The sequence below is a fragment of the Kitasatospora sp. NPDC057542 genome (genome assembly GCF_042801945.1).
Classification (GTDB): Bacteria; Actinomycetota; Actinomycetes; order Streptomycetales; family Streptomycetaceae; genus Kitasatospora.
In genome coordinates this window covers 2044-24102 of the sequence record NZ_JBHVFE010000022.1, presented here as the reverse complement: position 1 = coordinate 24102, position 22059 = coordinate 2044, and the positions used below count along the sequence as shown (strand labels likewise).

Annotated in this window: 1 protein-coding gene (only partly in view); it reads left to right on the top strand. The window is 70.5% G+C overall.

Translation table 11 applies throughout. The features are described from left to right. A protein-coding gene (locus ACFU7Y_RS05170) for a DUF6349 family protein (RefSeq protein WP_380766523.1) crosses the window boundary here: on the top strand, positions 1 to 22059 show its 3' portion. 11175 nt of this gene lie to the left of the window's left edge; 22059 of the gene's 33234 nt are visible here — the last part of the coding sequence; its start codon lies off the left edge, out of view; the stop codon is at positions 22057 to 22059.

Genomic DNA, 22059 nt, shown 5'->3' with positions numbered 1-22059 from the left:
TTTGCCGCCTGGAATGATGCCACCGGCACCACCGTCGAGGGCATGCGAGCCGAAGCAGACACCCTCAGTGCCTTCCTGGGCCCGGCCGCCGCGCTGCGCGACCGGATCACTGGTGAGGCCCGTGAGCTGCTCGCCTTCCCGACCGCCCTCATCCTGCAGGAGGCCAAGGCCCACCAGTCGCGGCTGCGGGCCACTGCGGACTTCCTGGAGCGCAGGAACCATGAGTGGACCACGTTGGATGCAGCGCGGTTCACGGAACCTGGCTACGTTGACCTCGTCAGCGCCCAGGTCACCTTCGGTGACCGTGATGCGGACGGCTGGACACCAGTCACGCAGGGGGCTGTCCTTCTTGGCTTCGTGCGCTGCGGGGGAGAGGGAGATTGGCTGGCCCGGCTCACTGACGGAACGCCGCTGGAAGGGACATCGTTCTTCCGGCGCTCTGGCGCTGCAGCGGCCCTACATGCGGTGCTCAACGAGCCGACGGCCCTGCTGTCCGGCGCAAGTGGCGGCACACTGCCACAGGACCGGCAGGCTACCGTCGGCGTAGGCCTGGCGACGGCTGAACCCGACGGGGACCGCTCGCTGAGCGAGCTTGAGACAACTGGCACGTCACAGCCGCTTGAGCCGACGACGAATCTTCCCGCCGTCGAGCCCCAGCCGTCCACGGGGACCGTGGAGCCGGAGCCGGAGCCGGAGCCTGACCCGGATGCCTGGACCAACCGCATCCAGATCGTCTCGGCAGGACGCGCAACCTACGTCACGGGGACCGGGCAGAGCGGCTTCTACGAGGTCGAGGCCGGCCTCCGGGAGTTGCTGAAGAAGAACAGGAACTTCGGCTACATCAAAAGCGAGAGCCGTTGGAAGTACAAGGGGCGCCACGGCGACCTTCCGCGCGTCCTGAAAGAGATCCGCGCCTACCTGGCCGACATGGACGAACGCGAAGCAGCCATGACCGCTGCCACGGCTGAAGCCGCGGACGCCAGCAGGGAGTACCCGCCCACCCCTCAGCAGCAGAAGATCATCGACGCGTGCCTGGCCGGCCTGGACGTCGCCGTCCAGGCGTTGGCGGGCACCGGCAAGACGTCGACGCTGCTGATGGTCACACGCCGCCTGCCCGACAAGCGCATCGCCTACATCGCCTTCAACCGCTCCATCGCTGATGAGGCGAAGCGCAAGATGCCGCGCAATGTCATCGCCGACACCAGCCACGCCTTCGCCCGTGCTGCCCTGAAGGGCACGCAGATCGAGCGCAAGGTCGCCATCGCCCGAAACCACCCCGGAGCACGCCGGGCCAAGGATGTCGCCAACGCCCTGGGCATCACGCGGCCCCTCACGTTCAACGGGGGAGAAGTCGACCCCGAGGACGTCGCGAAGATCGCCATGCAGGCGGTCCGCCGGTACCGTGAGAGCGCGGACGACGAACTCGGGCCGCAGCACCTCGGCCAGTGGGGCCGCACGCCCGCGGCGCCCGGACTCCTGGACGCTGCCCGCAGGGCCTGGGCGGACATCACGGACCCGGACAGCGACAAGATCGTCTTCAATAGCGACGACTACATCAAGATGTGGGCGCTGACCAGGCCGCGGCTGCCCTACGACATGATCCTTTTCGACGAGGCGCAGGATATCAACCCCGTCCTGAAGCGCGTCATCCAGGACCAGCCGACGCAGACGATCGTCGTCGGTGACAGCCAGCAGTCGATCTACAGCTTCCGCGGGGCGATCGACGCCCTCAAGGACTGGCCCGCCGACATCGTGCTTCCCCTCACCCAGAGCTGGCGCTTCGGCCCGGAGGTCGCGGCCGTCGGCAACGGCTACCTGACGCTCCTGGGCGCCGACCTGGCACTCCAGGGCAACCCGGCCCTGGACACGACAATCGGCACGGTGGACGAGCCCGACGCCATCCTGACGAAGACCAACATCGGCGCGGTCGGGGCCGTCTTCGAGGGACTGGACGCCGGCAAACGGGTCGCCATGGTCGGCGGCGGCACCGACATCAACCTGATCGCCAAGGCAGCGAAGGACCTCCAGGCCGGCCGCCGCACCAAACACGCGGAACTGAGCGCATTCGAGGACTGGGACGAGGTCCGCGACTACGCCGAGTCCAATGAGGACGCCAAGGCCCTGCAGACCTTCGTACGCCTCCTCGACCGCTACAGCCCCGACGACATCATCGACATGGTCCGGCAGCTGGTCCCTGAGGACGCCAAGGACCCCGAGCAGCGCCCGCAACTAGTCGTCTCCACCGCGCACAAGGCCAAGGGCCGCGAATGGGACCAGGTCCGCATCGGACCCGACTTCCCCCAGCCCAAGGAGGACACCGAGACCGGCGAGATCATCCTGCCGGGAGGCGAGGACCTGCGCCTGGCGTACGTCACGGTCACCCGCGCCAAGCAGCGGCTCGAACTAGGCTCACTCGACTACGTCCTGCGCCTGGACGGCGCGGCACGCCGCCGGCCCAACGACGGCGCAAGCATCACAGCAGTACAGGAACCCGCGGAGCATCCCCACCAGGCCGCGATCAGCCAAACCCTGACGTCTCCTCAACCGGACCCGATGGCAATGGGCCTCGCCACAGCAGTCCCGGAGCCGCACCCCGCGCCGGTGCGCCAGCCCGTCACCGAGCTCCAGACCACGATTACTCTCTCTGCCTCTGCGTCCGACCGGCTTTCCGTCATCCTCACACCTGAGGGCGTTGGACCGGCCACCCGGCCGGTCCCCGAGATCCGGGCCGACGACCTGCCCGGGCCAGCCCTGCCGGTGACCGTGGTGGTGCCCGCCCTGGTCCGGCCCGCACATCAGAACGGGTACCTGGTGGAACCCGACGAGGTGACCGCCTGGCTCGACACGGTCCTCGCCGACGGCCCACTCGCGCCTGCGTGGGCCAGCGAGCCCCTGCGTGCAGCGCTCGCCCCTGCGGTCGCGGAGGCCGTGAACGACACCCTCGCGCCGTCCGCCGACGACCTGGTGGCGTGGGTTGTCGACCATGTCGCGCAGGACGCCGGCCTGCTGCAGCACGTCGAAGCGGGCCATCTGGAGGAGTTCGCCCGGGGTCTTGCCGAGGCAGTCGACGAAGCCCTCATGGAAGGCGCGACGGAGCACCAGCTCTGGGCCTATCTCCGCGATGGTGTTCGCGAGGACGTCCTTGCCCGCGCCACTCCTCGGGCGTACGAAGCGCTCCGTACAGCGACCATGCAGCCTGTCGACATGGTGCTCGGCGCCCCCGAGCCGGCCACCGGTGGACCCGCCGCAGCCCCTCACACAGCCGCAGCCGAGGTGGCGCCCGAGGCCACGGCGCCGCAGCCGACAGCACAGCATCAGACCTCCCCGGACGCTCAGCCAGTCAGGGCCGTGCCCGGCACACCGGCGCCGATGGACGCCGTAGGCGCCCCGACGACGCCGCGCCTCGACGACTCACCTCCGGCGCCCGGGGACGTCGCCCCGCCCCGCGGCGTGGTGTCCTCGCACTGGAACCCCACCCAAGGGGGCGAGGTCCCGAACATTGCAGCCCAGCGTGCGCTTGCAGCGGGCGGCGACCGTGCCCATAGCGCCGAGTACCTGCGGATGCTGCAGGTCGCCGAGCGGCTCGAACCCCTCGCGCAGTTCGACGCCAACCGCCAGCACTTCCGGGCGCAGGATCTGGGCCAGGCCAAAGCCATGTGGGTGTGGGACCGGCAGGCTACGGTCCTGCGCGGTGACGCCGAACGGATCGGCCAGTTGGCACTGGTCGACTACCTCACGCGGATCAACGACGCCGGCTTCGACCCGCAGGCGCTGAAGGAAGCCTTCTTCGGCAACCCGCAGGGACCGGAGGAGAGCCGGGCTGGCATCGCGGGCGAGACACGCCACCACACCCGTCTACGCCAGGTGTTTGCCGAGCGCCTGGTCGCCGCGCGTGCCGAGGCCCAGAAGGAAGGCGCCGACCCGGACGCCGTCGTGGACTTCCTGTGCCGCACGGCCGGCATGGACCCCGACCAGGATGGCGGTGACCTGCACTACCTGGAGACCGTGCTGGACGCGGCACTCGAAGAGGCGTACCTGGCGTACGCGCGGGCCCATCTGAGCGAGGACGCACCGGCGTTCGCGGACCACCTGCGCCGTGAGGCGGAGCTGAGCGCCCGTATTCAGGCCGCACCGCCGATCTCGCTGCCCGACAAGTCCCGCTGGGGCGCCCGCGACGACGTGGAACCCGGCACGGTCATCCGCAGGCACCGCGACGGCCAGTGGGACGATCCGTGGCTGGTGGAGGCCAACTACGGCCATTCGGTCTCCCTCTCGAAGGTAGGGAATGGCAGCGCGTACCGCGGTGACTGGGGCCGACACTCGCATGTCGCCGTCATCGAGGCGGGCCCGGACGTCACGGCCGCCAAGCGCAAGGTCCGAACGGACAAGAGCCTTCGTGAGAGCCTCGAGCGCAACAGGGCAGCGTGGCAGGGACGTCACCAGGAGGCGCCCGTCGACCGCGACGCCGGCCTTCCCGTCTACGGGGAGGGTCCGCTCCGCGAGAAGCACCGCCGGATCGCGACCCGCGCCGTACTGGCGCTCGCTGCCCAGCGCCCCGGTCCGGGCCTGGCCGGGACTCGTGAGCCCTGGGTGCCGATGCGGTGCACCCCCGCCGACCTTGTGAAGGGCACCTGGTTCCTCAGCGCCGACAGCGACGCCCGGGCCTACCAGGTCGACGCGAGCGGACTCAGCAGGAACCTGCGCCAGGTCATCGACCCGACGGTCGGACCGGACATCTATCTGGGCCCAGCCCAGGCGATCACCGCGCTGGTGCCGGCGGAGGACCTCGTCCTGCCCGGAGAGGACCTCCCCGGGACCGAAGACCCCGCCCAGCGTCGTGCCCGACGGCTGGCTGCCGCCTCGAGCACCGAGGGGATGCTGCTCGACGATCACGGGCACCGGCTGGTCGACCTGGACCTGGACGGCGGCACGGGGCGTGTCGTCGACGCGAACGGTCGTATTCAGGGGTGGATTCGCGCCCGCAGCCACCGGGGCGTGCGTCAGTGGTGGGCGCAGGACGGACGCGGTGGCGCCCCTGCGGCCGACCGGTGGAGCGATCCGGTGGGCGCCGCCGTCTGGACCGCGTGGCACACCTCCAAGCCGCTCCCCGAGACGACACCGGGCCGTTCTACCCCCGCTCTCACCGCCGAGCAGCTGCAACAGGCCGCGCCCCTGGCCGTCGCCTGGCGCGCCAGCGACAATCCCCGTCTCGCCGAGGCCGCCACCGCGTGGTCGCGCAACGCCTCCGCGGGCCGCCCTCTGTCCCATGGAGGGCTGCCGGTCACCAGCGACCACCTGCACACGCTCGCAGATGCCGCACGCGAGGCGGCAGACGCGGCCCGACCGGGCACCGGCACGAGCGCGCTGCTGGCGCAGGTGGCCCAGGCCCTGCGCGCCGAAGCACAGTCCCTCGACGCCGCCTTCGCGTCCCTGCCGCCGCTGCAGGAGCCCGACCCGCTGGCCGAGGTTCCCGCCACAGCGAATCTTCACAGCACCGGCATCACCGGCGGGCAGCCGAAAGAGGTCCTCGCACACCAGCTCGTGATCGGCGACCTCGTGCGCGCGCCCTACCTCAAGGCCAGCGAGACGGCATGGGCGCAAGGGAAACTCACCAGCTACTCGACAGCAACGGTCCGCTCGCACGAGGGAGAGATCCACGGGCACCGCCTGCGGATCGAGGGCCCCGAGGGCGTGGACATACCGTTTGTGCCGTTCGGAACCCGGGTGCAGGTCCTCACCGAAGGACAGCTTGCTGATGGCGTCGGCGCTCCCGTCCGACCGGCGGCGGCCCTCCTGCAGGAAGACCCCACCGACCCGTCCCCGGCGGGTTGGCGTGCCGTCGACGCGGTGCCGGAGCGTCTGTTCGCCGGGGACATGGTCCGTGTCCGGCGTGGTGACGGAAAGGACGTCCGGTACGAGAACGTCACCGTCCAGGACGGCCCCGACTATGCCGGCTGGTACGACACCGTGGGACCGCACTCGCGTTTCTCGATCACGAGGGTCGTGGCAGTGCCGGAATCGGACACCTGGACGCCGCCGCCCACCGAGCAGGTACTGCCCGGACTCGAACTCACCCCCACGAACCCACTCGACAGGACCGCGCCTACGGCAGCCACTGCACCCGCGGTCAAGACACCCGAGCCGGTGCCAGCCCCGGCACCGCCGCGCCGCCTTCCGGAGACGACCGAACCGGCTGCCGAGCTGCGCGCTGGGGAAGTCGCGTCCGACTCCGAAGCAGAGCGAGCCGACCCCGTCTCAGGTCCTCCCCACCCGCCCTCGCTCGTAGGAGCACGCGCCGAGCACCGCGGCGGCGTACGAGCCCCGTCAGCGGAGGAGGACTTCAGGGCCGGCACCGCGCCCTATCGCGCCTGGGCCGCGGGCGACCCGGCGTACTTCCGCACCACGGACGGGTCGCTGGCCCGCGGGGAGTTCAGGGACGTCCAGTGGCCGTACTACGTCCTGACCGACAGCGACGGCACCCCGCACCAGGTCGGCGTACGCGATACCTGGTACCGCGACGACGAACCGGTCACCCCGCCTGTCTGGGCCGAGGCCATGCCGGAAGGCTACGGACTGGCCCGGGCCTCCGATCTCGCCATCGGCGACGTGGTACTCACCATCGAACAGCGCAAGGGATCAACCGAGTTCGGTGTGCCCCGCATCGTCACCGGAATCCACCTGGGGCCTGACGGGCTGTACGACATCTACCTCTCCCACCTCGGTACCAACACCAACGGCCGCTCTCTCAGCCTCGCCCCCCGCGAGATGGTCCCGCTGGCCCAGGACACCGGCATTGTCGCCCGGGCCGCGGCCCGGATGAAGCAGCCCGACATGCGGGAGCACCTGGCTATCGGAAGGCGCGGCGCGGCCCGCAACGCCGACATGGTTGCGAAGGCAGCAGCAGACGCTGCTGCCGGACGGCTTCCGGGATTCATCACCCCATTCCCGGCCCAGGACGGCTGGGTGCCCGGCGACACCGTCGAGATCTACACCCGGGACGGTGCCCACGTCCCGTACGGCCACGTCACTATGGCCGAGCACGTACGGGCCTGGTGGGTCCGCGACCCCGAAGGACACGATCACCTCGTGACCGAAGGGCGGATCCGCGCCACCACCGCCCAGGCACCGATGCCCGGGCCGGACTGGGCCGCGGTTCTGCCTGCCACCAGCCGGATCCTGCGCGCCGACGAACTGCGGCCAGGCCAGATCGCCCGCGAGATCCGCCCCCAGTACTTCGGGAACAAGCTGTTCGGCCGGCCCTTCCTTGTAGCAGGCATCGGACCCGAACGGCTCGGCTCGACGAATCTGCGCCTCTACACCTGGCTCCCCGACGAAGACCAGGCGTACTCAACTGACGGCCGACTCCTGGAGGGCGTTCACCCCCTCACCGAATACGTCGTCGACGCGGGTCCTGACGAACAGGACCTGGCCGCACGCCTGCTTGCCGATGTCCGGGTACAGGCACACCAGCAGGCGGCGGCGGAGCGCGCGGAGCTGATCCGGGCCAGCGCCAGCGGCAACGTGATCGCGCCGACAGACTATGACGCCACCGATGACCCCACCCCCGAGGGGTGGCAGGCGGTCGTCGGCGGCCACCTCAGCCTCCAAGGCGGTGAGACGGTCCGTGTTCGAGGCCGCGGCAGCAGCTATCTCTCCACGCGGATCGGCCCGCTCACCGGCCGCGAGCACTACGAGAGCATGGACCCCGGCTTCCCCTTCGTTTTCCCCGCCTCGGAGATCGTCGCGATGCCGGCCGGCATGCCCGTTCGGTACCGCCCGGACACCACGTCGGCGAAGCGGCAGCAGCGCCAGACCAAGGCCCAGCTGCCCGGACAGGAACAGCTCGACTTCGACAGCCCAGCACAGACGGCGACACCGGCACCCGAGCAAGCCGATCTGCAGCCGCCCACCCCAACCGCACCTTCAGGCCCGGCGGCCGCGATCCCTGCCGACAGGGTCGAGGCCTCCCAGAGCGCGCCAACCGCGGACACACGTGACGCTGCCCCACTGCCGCCCTTGGTCCGCATACAGCGCTATCACGACAGCGCGGCCGCGATCACTGTCGACGGCCTGCGATTCTCCGCGCGCTTCGAGCAGGATGACGACGGAGCCAGGCAGTGGAACCTGTACTTCGGGGACACGCTGCCCATCGCGACGGCAGAGGACGCCGAGGGCCTGGCACGGGCGGCAGTGCGCCGAGCCGCGGAACTATTCGAACTCCCGCCGGACACCAGGCTGTGGCCCGAGGCCCCTACTACGGACGATGAGCAGCAGGAGGGCCTTCCCAACGCCCAGGTGCGGTTCACCACCGGGGGCTGGACCTTCGTCATCAGCGACGACGAGATCCTGCACATGGCAGACACCGACGATCACCACCTGGAGGCGGATAGCAGGGAAGAACTGCTGCACGTCCTGCGCCGCTACAGCGCTGCTCAGGGCCGTAGCATCGACAGGCCCCCGTCGGCGGGCGAACCCGAAAGCACTGGGCCCCGTCCCGACTGGGTGTACGTCTCCGTCGTCCCGAGTACCGGCGGCACCGAGTACAAGATCCGGCAATCGGACGGAGGGTGGCTCGTCCCGTCCTCAAGCGGCCGGGCCCGCCGGGCGACGCCGAAGGCAGTACCGGACATTGCCACGGTGCGCACCGACCGAGCCGAGGCTCTCGTCCTGCGCAACGGGTACCGCACGGTGGGGACCTGGGAGATCCTCAACGCGACGACCAAGCGCGCCCTGCTTGAGCTTGCGTCTCGTGGGGAACCGACGCAGTTGCCTGAGCCTGTTGTCGAGCAGGGCGTGGAGCAGAGCACCTCGGCTCCTGCCCGAGCTGCCGTGCAGGTCGAGGCACAGCTCTGGATCGAGCACAACGGATCTGTCACGCGTCTGCATGGCGTCGATGCTAAAGACAAGGAGTTCGACCAGGTCCGCAAGGATGTCGGCGGGTTCCGGCGTGCTACCGCCGAACGCGGAGTGCACGACTGGGAACTGCCAACAACCTGGAAGCAGCGTGTCAAGCGCGATACGCGTGTGAACTGGCTGGTCGAGCGCCTCGCCGACCTCGGGCGCGAGATCCCCGTCTACCTCGATGCCGCTGACCGTGCGGCCGCCCTCGAACCCGGCGGCCGCCACGACGCCCCGCTCGAACAGCTCACCCCCGACAAACGCCGTCGACTCGAGTCCCACACCGCGGACGAGCTCTCGCGCCGCTGGTCGCCCGTCGACTTCCAGCCCGGCGACGAGATCCTCACCGCCCGGGGCTGGTGGCAGACCGTCCGCACAGTTCAGACGACCTCCCTCGACACAGGCGACTCCACGCCGGTCCGGCCAGGATGGGTGATCGCCCGACGCCGGGCCGGCCAGATCACCACCGCCGCCTCGCCGGCCCCCACAGGCCATGCCCGCCCGGGCTCGCTTGACCCAGCCAAGATGACGTCCGCCGAGGTCACCACCGAACTCGCCAACCTCGACCTCCCCGCCGCAGACCCGACGCACGAACCCCTGATCGAACGCCGACGCACTCTGCTCGCTCAGCGCGCCGAGCACCACCGCGGCCGAAACGTCAGCCGCGAGCAGGAACGTGCCCAATTGCGTGGGTGGATGGCCGACCAGGAGCAGGCACCTCCGCAGCTGGTGCGGGTCACCGACGAGGATGGCGCTCTGATCGGCTGCGTCGTGCCTGCCGGCAACGGGTTCCAGGCCGTCGACGTCGACGGCGGCTCCGCGATGGACATGATCTTCGGGACGGTGCCGGACGCAGTCGCGGGCTGCCACGAGCTGCGCAGGCGCCACGAAGACCGGACACCGGCCGGCTGGAGCTACGCGGGCTGGTCGCAGGTCGCTCCCGGTGAGACCGCCCGGCTGCCCCACCCGGAGATCACCAGGCGAGGCGAACTCGCCGTCACCCCAGACCGCTGGGGCGAGCCGTTCGTCCTGCGCTCGGTCGAACGGGCCGACGACGGCTCTCTGACCCTCAGCGGCGAACGGCACGGACAGACCTTCACCGAGAAGATCCTCCCTGACACAGCCAACCTGGGCACCGCCCGGCCCGCCGAAACGGTGTCCCCGGCCGGGGCCGGCCGCAACTGGCTTGACATGCAGGAACGTGACTTCGGGCTCCCCGATCCGGCCGCCCAAGCACCCGCGGACCCATTGGCGGCCGACCCCTACGGAACCCCGCCCATCACCACGGCCGACGCCGTCCGGGACACACCGCGCGCCGTCGGCGACCCGGAGCCTCCACAAGACGAGACGCCGCCAGCAGCGGGCCCCCAGCCTTCCACAGTCGCGCCCCTGGTCCCTGACACGCCTGATCGGGCGGTCATCACCGAGGACACCCAGACCGGCCTGCTCAGCCTCGCCCTGACGACCGAGGGCGATCAACCGATCCCGCCGGACGGAATGACCCTCGCCTACCACGGCGACAACTCCTGGACCGTCACCCGAGGCGACAAGAAGTCCTTCACCGTGGTCCGAGACATCATCACGGAGGGGGAGCCACTACACCTGGTGGGGCCGGGCGGTTCAGTCGTTGTCACATCCACCAGCTGGTCGGCGATCTTCGACGCCATCGCGCAGAGCCCCGCCGCCTCCCGGACCGGAGAGACGGCAGCGCACCCCCAGGAGGAGTCCGACCGGACGAACCTGCCCGTGCAGCCGCACACAACGACCTTCGACGATGCAGGAACCGTCCAGGCCGGACTGGAACCCGGCGAATCCGTCGTACCGTACGAGCGCCCGCAGAACCCGGATGACCTTCGGTATCACCCCCACGCCGCCGAGGACTGGGTCTTCACCAGCAGGGAGGGCTATCAGTACCGCCTGACGAAGGAGAGCCACGAGCCCGACACCTGGCGGGTCACCTGGATGCCCTGGTCCCACTCGCCGTCGAACGGCGGCTACCGGTGGATCGGCCACAATCCGACCCAGGCTGTGACGCTGGCCTGGATTCGGCGCGACAGCCAGTCGCAAGCGCTGGCGGCCGGCCGGTGGGAGCGCTGGGGCCACCTGAACAAGCAGGTGCCGTTCTCGGTCACGCTGGAGACCGAGGAGATGGAACCCGGCGTCATGCGTGTGGCGCGCTTCGGGCGCCAGGCCATCGCCGCCGACTACCCGTGGGGCTGGGAGACATTCCAGCGGGGGAGGCTGGGGGAGAGCCCCAACCGGCGCTACAGCGATGGGGTTCGCCTGGAGCTCGCGGCCCATCAGCTGACCTACCAGGGCCTGCTCGACGTACCCGACGACCGCCTCCGGGTCGTCAGCACCTACCGCGAGATGGACGAGCCCTGCGCGGAAGGCGGACCCAAGCACCTCGGATCCTGCGCGTCCAAGGCCAAGGACAAGCGGTTTCTGGTGGAGGTCCTCGACGACAACGGATCGCCTCTGGGCACCGTGGTCATCTGCCACCAGCACCTCGCGCACCGCCTCACCGGCGACAACTGGTCCAGCCGCGAGACGGCCACCGTGGCCCACACACTCTCCGGGTCCGGTACCTGGGTCGACTGGGAGGACAAACTCAACGGCCTCGTGTGGACCCTCGTCGGTCCGGCCGTCGACGCGGGACAGCCAGTTCCTGACGTCAAGGCCGCGCTGTACGAGGCCGCCCTTGCCGACGGCGACCGACGCGCCGCCCGGGCCGCCAAGCGGGATTCCCGCGAGCGCGGGGAGAACAAGGTCCAGCAGAACCAGGCCGCGGACGCCGTGACGGCAGAACGGCAGGCCGACCGGGCCGGCCTGATCGCGCAGGCGGAGGCCGACGAGAAGCAGTGGCATGACCAATTCCGCTCCGCTCTCGAGCAGGAAGCGGCGACGGACGAGGCCGACGAGGAACCGGCGGGTGACGTGAGCGGCGACGAAGCCCTCGACACACTCCCGGACACCACCGCACCCAGCCCCTTCGAGTCCGGAGAGGAAGTCCACGGCCACCAGGGTCTTGTCGGCCGATTCATCGGCGTCGACGACGAGGGCAGCGCTCTCGTCCGTTCCCAGGAAGGCATCAACGTTCCCCGGCCGGTGAGCGAGCTGTGGCGGCCCAGCGAGGACCCCACACCCCAGCGCTCCCGAGAGGCTTGGCCCGCAGCCCTGGCCCAGGCTGCCACCACCGAGGGCATCGCCCTCGCCGAGGAAGGCGCACGCCTCTCGCACCTCGACGAAGCCGCCGGCCATGGACTCGTCACGGACACGGACGGGAACGTCATCGGCTGGATCCGGGCCCGCACCGGTCCGAAGGGGCGACGCGAATGGTGGGGCCAGGACGCCCGCGGTGGCGCCCCTCACCTCATGCAGTGGCACGATGCCATGCCCGACACCGCGGGCATTCCGCAGTTCCGGGCCGCCAAGGGCGCCGCCTACGACCACACGACTGGCCTGCGCCGTGACAAGCGCCCCACCCTTCCCGGCGAAGCCCACGAGGAGCTGACCCTCACGGCCGCCCGGGTACGCGAACTCGACCTGCTGCAGCTCCCTGAGGACAGCAAGGACGGATCCGAACCGCTCAAGTTCAGGCCCGGAGTGTGGCTTCGGTACGTCTTCAGCTCTGCCCAGATGCGCGCCTACGCCGAGGCCGCTCGCACCGCCGCCGCCGAAATCGGCGACAGCACCCCATCGGAACGTCGCCGCAAGCAGGTCCTCGAGCGCCTCGCCGAGTGGCTTCCCCTCAAGGCCCACGAGGCGGAGACCCGCCGCGTCACCCTGCCGCGCCCGGGCGAGCCCGACCCGTGGGCTACTCCCTATCAGGACAGCCGGCAGACCCAGGCACCGGCCGACGCCAGCGAACCCGCACCGCAAGCCGCGGAGACATCCGAACCGGCTCCCACGACTGACCCCACCAGCAGCGAACCCACCACCTCCACCCAGCCCTCAGAAGGGGAACCGGTGAGCGAAGCACCCCCGATCCCCGAAGCCGAAGGCCCCCACTACATCGGCCAGCCCGGCCAGGTACTCACCCCCATCCTGGCCGAGGTCGTCGAATCCGACATCGTCAACGGCTCCAAGGGCCCCACACTCCTCGTCCGGCTGCGCACCTCCGCCGGCCAGTCCCTGGTCCTGTGGAACCCCGAAGGCAGCCCCGTCGCGGCAGGGGACCAGGTCCTCGTCAGCGGCACGGTGGGCAAGCACTCGGTCTTCGCGGGCGAGCCGCGGACCGAACTGCGACGTGCCCGCCTCGAGCTGGCCGCCGACGTGCAGGAGCGGGCAACAGCCCGCCAGGCCGCCCCCGCCGGATGGACCGCGATCACGCATGACCAGATTCCTCCGCAGCTGGCGGTCGGGGACCAGGCGCGCGTCATCGACCTGGACGGCCCGTTCGCCCGACCCGACACACCGAACACGGCCGGCAGGTACTCGCCGCGCATGACCCGGCCCGCCGTCACCAGCTACAGCACGGTGACCGTCGACTCCGTCACTGAACACCCGGCAGGCGACCGCTACACAGGTCACACCCGACACGCTCGCAAGATCGAATTCTCGGCCGCGGACATCGCCGCCGTCATGCCCAAGGCCCCTGGGGCTCCCGCTCCCGCGCCTGTCCTGCCAGCCGCGCCGACGGTGGAAACCCAAGCCGAGGCGGAGCCTCAGACGACGGTTCAGCCCGATACCGCCGACCTGTCGCCCTCCGAGCGCCGTCACCTGCGCGCTGTGCTCTCCGACCTGCCCTTCAACCGCCGTGTGGCGCTATGGGCCGCACAGCCCCTCCAAGCGGGCGACGACGTCCTGATCGCCGACAACGACTGGCTGACCGTCGCCGACGCCAACCCCAACACCCTCCGCACCACCAACGGCGAATTCCACAACATCGCCTCCGTATATGCCATGCGACGCGACGCCGTGATCACCACCGCCGCCACCGTCCCGCCCCTGGCAGAGGTGACCGCAGCACCAGCGAGCCCGACGCAGCCAAGCCTCGACGAAGACGGCCCGTTCACGGACCCGGCCACCCTCCTCCGTGCGCATCAGCAGCTGAGGCAGGCACTGGTTCTCCTCGAGGCCCTCATCGGCAAGAACGAGATCACGGCGGAGGAGGCGTCGAAGAGCATCCTGGCTGCCGCCAGTTCCGACTTCGGATCGGGCCCCTCTGCCGCCCTGACGGCGGAGAATCTCACCCCGCCGCCAGACATGCTCCCGGCTGCTCGCGTCCTGGCCGGCCACCCGGACGACGCGAAGCGACATGCCGCGCAGAGGGCCTCACGCCACAAGGACCACAACGTCCGGATCGAGGCGAGGACAGACGCCGGGCACCCGATCAGGTCGGTTCGCAGGGCCGCCCGAACCCTTCACACCCTTGCCGAACACTTCGTCGGGCGCCTGGAAGCGACGCCCGAAGCCGAGCTCACCACATTGGCCCTCGGCGCGGGGGCGTGGGCGACCGGACCCGATGTGGAGGTCCCCGACGGATGGGCGTTCTCCGCAGCTCCCGGGTCGCTCGGCGAGGGCCAGGACGTGCGTGTGCAGAACAGCGACGGCAGCTACTCCATCGCGCGCCTCCGTGAGACCGGCCCGGGCCCTTGGCAGGCCACCGACCTTGCTACCGGGCAGCCGCGAATCGTCGATGCCGCCTCCGTCGTTGCGCTGCCGGCCGACCAGGCGCCCGATGACCCCGGCGCGTCCGGTGATGAAGCCGACCCCACCAGCGTCCTGAGGAGAGCAGCCTCCGGGGAATGGGGGCGTACGATCGCTGCCCTCGCACTTGGCACCCCCGAGCGGAACACAGACCCTCTCCGTGCGGCACAGGCACTCCACCAGCTCGCCACCTCTCTTCGCTCGTGGGGCGCCGCCGTGCCGACGCCGATCGGAGCGCTCACTGCCCCTGGCACACAGGCCGATGGCGGCGACCAGCCGTTCTTCGACGACGCCGACCATCTGAGGGAGCACTACCGCCAACAAACGATTCCCCGCGCACACGATCAGCGAGCAGCCCGGATGCGCCACGAGGAACGCATCCGTCTGTCCGCTGACGAGCACTTCTCCCTCTCCGAGGGCGGACGACTCGTCATCACGCGAGCCGGCGAAAGGCCGATCAGCGGGCGCCGCCCGAACCGTGGCAACGACGCGGGCTGGGAGATTCGGCTGCCGTGGTTCCTGACGAGGATCAACAACCTCGGCAAGATCAGCACTCGCACTCATACCCAGATGGTCGCCAACGCACTGGAGTCCATCACCAACGCCGACGGCAGTCCGTTCTCCTGGGACGCCCCCGAGGTGGACGAGCTCATCAGGGACTTCTGCGACCGCGAAGGCCGTGACTTGGCCGAGGCCATCGCCCACACACTCGCCGCCACCCCCGGCCTGGACGACGACGGCACGTTCGCCCGCACCGCGGCCCGCCTGCGTGCCCACCGGGAGCCCGCCTCCCCATTCCCACAGCCCCCCGCCCCGCAGACGCAGCTCTGGACCACCACGCCGACCGCGCCAACTCCCCGACCCTCGATGTCAGCTACCCCCGTCACGACAGACACAGGTACACCCCAGGAAGCACCCGACCCCGACAGCGTGGCCCCCCGAACGCCGCCAGCCGGCGACCAGAAGGCCACAACCGCAGACCGGGCCCTAAACCCCGCCCCAGCCAGCCCTGCGCCGACCGAGCACCCCGAAGACACCCTCCCCGCGCCGGAACCCCGCACAGAAGGCGTACCCGCCCCAGCCGCCGGGCCGGCCGTACCCCCGGCGCCAGCCGTTCCTCCCGCAGATGAGCAGGCCGCCTGGCGAATTGCCCTTGGGCACCCCACCGCCGTTCCTGACGACGCCGCCCCGGACAGCCACTGGTCGAGCGTCGAGTCCCGCGGGAACGAGCACCGCGGCGCCTGCCTGTGCTGCTCGCATCGAGGTCCCACGCGCAGAGACCAGGCGAGCGCTGTCGCGGACGCGCTCGACCACACGCACCCTGGCTGGCGTGCGACCCCCGTCTTCGCGTCGCCGTTTTGGATGGACGCCGTCAGCCTGCCGCGCCGCTCCCGGGACGCCGAGGCGTGGGCGCGGGCCTCCCAAGCGGTGCTTCCAGAAGGCTGGGTCGACACCGCCGGTCCTGTTCGCGTGCACGGCGCGGAGCCAGCTGTCAGGCCGCCGAGCAGCGGCAGCGGCCGGTACGAGGTCATCACGACTGAGCCGGTCCACGTCTCGATCGCCCGAGACAAGGCAGGCCAAGGCACACTCACCTTCCCGCCCATGCCGGGCACCACCCGGCCCACCGACGCGGTGGCCGCACGTTCACTGCTGACCGCCGCGGCCGAGCAGGCGGACGACCAGCGACGCGAAGCCCTGCGCATGGCGCACCAGGCCAAGACACTCGACCCGGTAGCGGACGGCCTGTTTGTTACCTTCCGCGCGGACAACGGGTGGAACCTGATGCCTGCTGGCGGCGCGCTCACCCCCCTGCCCCCGGCCCTGCGGCGCTTCATCAGCAAGGCTGAGGCGATCGAATTCGCCGACCGGGCGGCGATCCTCCTGTACACGCCACCGCTGGCCGGCGCCACCCCGCCCCTCGACTTCGCGGACCCGCAGTTCGAGGAAGCCCTCGACCGCCACCTCGTCGGCATTGGCGCCCACCCCTCCACCCTGGCACACCTGCTGCTGGCCACCCGTGCCGGCCTCGAACGGGACCACCAGCGCTACGGCTCCCACTTCGTCCGCGAATGGGCCCCGTTCGAGCACAACCCCAACCGGGCAGCCCCCCAGGACGGACACGCCTGGGCCGACGAGCTCGAGCAGGGCGACTGGATCTCCATCACCATCCCCGGCCACCCCACACGCCAAGTAGCCCAGATCGTCGCCGCCACCACAGACACCCTGGGTGCCGTCCACCTCGACCTCGACATCGACGGCACCCTGACCAGCCACACGGTGGCCCGCAACACCTCCATCGCCGGCGCCACCGCCCCCCAGCCCGACGATGCCGATGCCCTGGCGACGACGGCCGAGCCGGAGAAGGTCGCGGGAGCCGCTGAGGTCCCTGAGGTTCCCGCCACGGTCGAGGAACCCACCGCCGATGCCGTAGAGGTCGCCGCCCAGCCGACAGCGACTGGACCATCCCCCGACTCCCAGGACCCGGCCACTATCGTTCGGACCGCGCTGCTTGCGAGGCTCGACGAGTACCAGGACGTTCTGGACTCGGAGCCGGGAATGGCCCGCTTGGCACGGGACGCCGCCCCCGGGCCGGTCATCGACGAGCAGGTCCTGTATGTCGCTGTCGTTCTCACCCCCGAAGGCGTGAAGGTCGCCGCCGCGCTCGGCCACGAGCCTGACCCGAACGCGGCAGCGTGGACTGCGACCGAGCTTCGGGCTGCCGACCCGAACGACCTCCTCGCCGCTCTCAGCGCCCCTGCCGTCGTCGAGCCACACGCCCAGCCGGACGCAGTCCCTGCTCCGCAGGCCCCGACACCGGCCGAAACACCCACCAGCGAGCGGCTCCACCAACTCCTGGCCGCCGCCCAGCACCTGCTCGTCAACAGCCTCAGCACGGGCGCACGGTCCGAGCCCGCCCGCCGCTACCTCGCCGAACGGGGCGTGCCCGCAGACAGCCCCATCGCCGCGCACTGGGGCATCGGCTACGCCCCCGGCGGCTCGGGCACCTACCTGACCGACGCCCTGCGAGCCCAGGGCTTCACCGACGCCGAACTCCTCGCGGCCGGCGTCAGCACGGACGGCGATCGAGGCCTGTTCGATGCTCTGCGCAACCGCGTGACCTTCCCCATATTGAGCCGCGACGGCCACGTGACCGCATTCACCGGGCGCGCCCTGCGCGAATCCGCCACCAGCCCCAAGTGGGTGAACACCCGCAACACCGCCCTGTATACCAAGGCCGAGGCCCTGCTCGGCCTCGGCCACCACCGCCAGGCCCTGGACGACCGAGGCCCGTTCGTCATCGCGGAAGGCGCCTTCGACCTCGTGGCCGTGGGCGAGGCCCTGCGCCGCGACGACCGCCCCGCGCCCATCCCCGCTGGACCGTGCGGAACCGCCCTCACCGAGCAGCAGGTACGGGCGCTCGCAGCCCTGGACGGGCAACGCGACATCGTCCTCGTGTTCGACCCGGACGAAGCCGGTGACAAGGCACTGCGGGCAGCCTGGGACCTGCTCCGCAACTGGCAGGGCCGCGTCTTCGCGGTCCGCCTGCCCGCAAGCAACGACCCGCGCGTCAAGAACGACCCCGGCCGAATCTTCGAAACGCAGGGCCCTGACGCGCTCTACTCCCTCATGCTCGCCCACCTTCAGCCGGCGCTCGACGCCGTGCTGGACGCCGAACTCGCCCCACTGATCGGTGACCCGAACCAAGCGTGGAAGGCGACCGAGACGGCCGTCGAGCTGATCCTCGAATCCCGAGACCCGCAGCAGATCTCACGCCAGCTGCCCCGACTGGCTGTCCTGGGCCTGGACATGGAGACGTTGGCGGAGGAGATCGAACGCGAGCTGTCCCACCTCGCCGACCAGGCTCTGGCAGATGCCTCCATGCGTGAACTGCGCGCAGCCCGGGCGGAAACGGCAACCACGGTGCAACCCGGCCGCACCCCGAGGCCGACCATGACCACACCAGAAGCCGCTGCTCCGCCCCAGCCCGAGGACCCCTCCACCAATCCCCACGCGACCGAACAACCAGAGCCCGCGCCAGCACCCGAGCCCACGCCGGAACCGGTGCCGCCCACCCCCGCGCCGGTCGGTTCGCCCGCATGGCTCGCCTACTGGGCCGAGCAGCTGCCCGAGCAACTGCCCACCAGCGTTGCCCCGATCGAACGTGTGCAGTTCCTCAACCTCGTCCGGGACCTGGCGTTCCGTCTTGTCGACGGGCCGGACCACTTGCACGGGCTTGAGGAGCGGGTCATCGAGGCCACGGAGATGTTCGCGCGCGGCGAGGGCGACCAAGCGCTGCGGCACCTCATCACCGCGGCAGGCGAGCACCCCAGCTACGAGGAGATCGGCCGAGTCCGGCAGATCCTCGCCCAGGCCGACTCCCGGAAGCAGCCCACACAGCCACCCAACCTTCCAGAACCCGGCCCGAAGGAGGAACAGAGCGTGACAACCCCCGTGCCCCAAGGCCGGGCCGGCCAGCCCGATGACCCCTACCGGCACCTCATGGGCAAGCCCATCGGATCCACCGAAGGACCGACCTTCACCATCGCCCGAGAGCTCATCACCGACGAACTCAAGCGCACCGACCTGACCGCCGAGCAGCGACTGGAACTTCAGGAACGCTGGATCATCAACGCCCACGGCGAGGACAACGAGAACCGCGCCAGGCACGGCGAACCCGACAACGGAGTCTTCCCCGGCACGCAGTACCGTGTGCGGATCGACCGCGACTTCACCACCCCTGAACCGTCCCGGCTCGTTGCCGGCGCCCCTGCCGGCCAGGACCCCGTGGGCGCGCGACTGGCCCTGATCCGCCACCTCACGACGCGAGCCGCACAAGAGGACACCGACCGCCCCGACGTCGCGGCAGCATTCCGCGACACGGCTCGGCAACTGCGCCTGGAGGTCACCGGCCGCCCGTCCGACCGGCCCGGCGCCCCTGTCCTCACCGACCCGCCGCCTGAACTGATCACCAAGGCGACCCGAATCATCAGTCTCGGTGCCACAGCCTCCCCGCTCCCGCTCTGGTACCACCTGGGGGTCGACTACGCGGCCGCAGAGAAGCTCCTCGACGCCATGGAGAAGGCCGGAGCTGTCGGTCCGTTGACCGCAGGTGTCACACCGCGAGCCGTCAGGCGAGGCCCGGCGCCGGAAGGCGGCCCGGCAGGCGCCGCCCCACAACCGCAGGCACAGGCCACCACGCCGGCACAGGCGAACCCGGCAACGAGCACCACCGCCGGACCGGGCTCGCCCGACAACCAGGCAACGCCGATGGACCAGCTCACCGACACCGCGGCCGCCGCAATCACTGAAACGGCAGGCGACACCCAGAGCGCCACGGAGCAGATCGAGAACCTGCGCCGGGAGGTTGCCGCGCTGCGCGCCCACGTCGAGCAGATGTTCACCCCGGAGGACGCCGCAGCTACCCAGACCACCACTCCCCCCGAGAGCCCCGCCACCCTTGCCGACGCCATCGGCGCCGTCGAGCGTGACGCGACCTGGTACCTGAACATGCCTCAGTGGCTGCAGATCCAGAGCATCCAAGCCGCCGCCATGGATGCCTGGTCAACCATCAGCGAGCATCTGCAGCGCGTACCCGGGGAAGCCCGGCTCGAACGCCTTGCCCGGGCCGTCACCGCCCTCGGCGCCCAAGGCATCTCCGCCGCCGCGTTCAGCCTCGGCAACGAACTCGCGGCCCGCGGCCACAACGGATCCCCGGCGTGGACTGCCCTGCGCAACCTCGTCCTTGCCGCCGACGGACTGCGGGCCCGGGTCCTGGGACGCCAACCCTCGCCGGAAGCCGCTCAAGAACAGGCCGGCATCGAAGCAGATCTGCAGACCTTCGCCAAGGAGATGCGCACCGAACAACGGCAGCAGGCAACCGACACACCGCCCCAGTCCCAGGCCGCGCCAGTACAGCCACCGGCCGAGCCCGCTGCCAAACCGGCCGACGACCACGGCCTTACCTGGCTGCAGAGCGCCAGCGAAGGAATCGGCACCTGGCTGACGGACGTAGATCGGCAGCTCGGCCGTGCCGGAAACCGCGCCTGGGACGGGATCATGTCCCTTTGGAACCGCATGTCCGACGCCGTCCAGGCCGCTGTCGGCAGCGGCCACAGGTTCGCGACCGACCTGCGCTCCGTCGGACTCTTCAAGACTCTCTGGCTGCGCGCCGTCGAGAAGGTCAGCGACCTCCTCGCCGACTTCACCGACCGCCGTACCAGCAGCAACAAGCCGCCCACACGCATCGACGAACTTGCCCGCAGCGCCCGCCACCGCCTCGAAGAACACCGCGAACACCTGCGCGGAACCCTGCCATCCGACCAATTCCGACCCGAGGGCTACTACGACGACACCTCCTTCCTGAGCCGCTCCCGCGCCTCCCAGACGCTGCGCACCGAGCGGCGCGCGATCCTCCACGACCTCCAACAACCGAACCTCGCCCCCCAGCAACGGCTCGCCCTTCAGGAACGCTGGATCGTGAACGCCCACCGCGAGGACACCCTGGCCCAGGACTTCGCGCGAGCCAGTGGCGTACCCAACGCGGCCCGGCAGAGCCAACTGCCTCTCCCCGAGCACGCCGCCCTCCGGGAACCCTCCGAGCTGGTCGCGGGATCCCGACCTACTCCCGACCCCATCACCGCCCGCGCAGACCTCGCACGACACCTGGACACCCGAGCCGACCAGCTCGGACGAAGCAACCCAGAGCAGGCCCAACTGTTCAGGAACGTCGCACAAGGCCTGCGCCTGGAGATCACAGGCCGGCCCCAGGTTCTCCTCGACGGGAATGCCCTCCCCCCGGAGAGCATCCGGGCCGCCGCCCGCATCATCGCCGAGGGCGCACCCGCCTCCCCCCTTCTACTCCGGGACCGGCTCGACCTCAGCTACGGCGACGCCGAACGCGCCCTGCAGACCCTCGACAGCCTCGGCATCGTCGGCCCCATCCCCGCCACCGGACAGAAAGCCGCATCCCTGCGACCCACCCTCGTCAGGCCAGACCAGATCGCGAGCCTCGACCAGCGGCTCGCCGGCGGCACGAATACCCCACCCCAGCCGCGCCCTCAGCAGCAGCCGCCAGCCCACCCGACACCGCTGGCCGACCTGACTCCCACGGAAGTCCGCTCCACCCTGCGCGCCTTTGCCCAGGAGCAGCTGCGCCGCGTAGGACCGAACACCCCTGAGGGCAAGAGCGCAAAGAGCCTTCTGGACTCGCTGGACTCCAAGACAGCCAAGCCCACAACCCGCAACACCCAAAACAGGGCAGCAACACCCGTGGTCCTGGCCTCGCTGCAGGCAGCTGCAGCGAACCCCTTGGCCGCGCGCCACGACTCCGAGGTCATGAGGCAGCTGGCCGAAGCCGCTCTGCAAGGTGCTGTTCCGGCAGGCGTCGTAGCCGGGCGCGGTCCCGTCGGCCCAGCGGGCAAGCGTCAGGTCAAGGCCGGGGCGCGGCCCGTACGGCAGCAGCAACAGCGGCCGCAGTCGCCTGCGGCCGGGCGCCGCGGACCGGCGTGA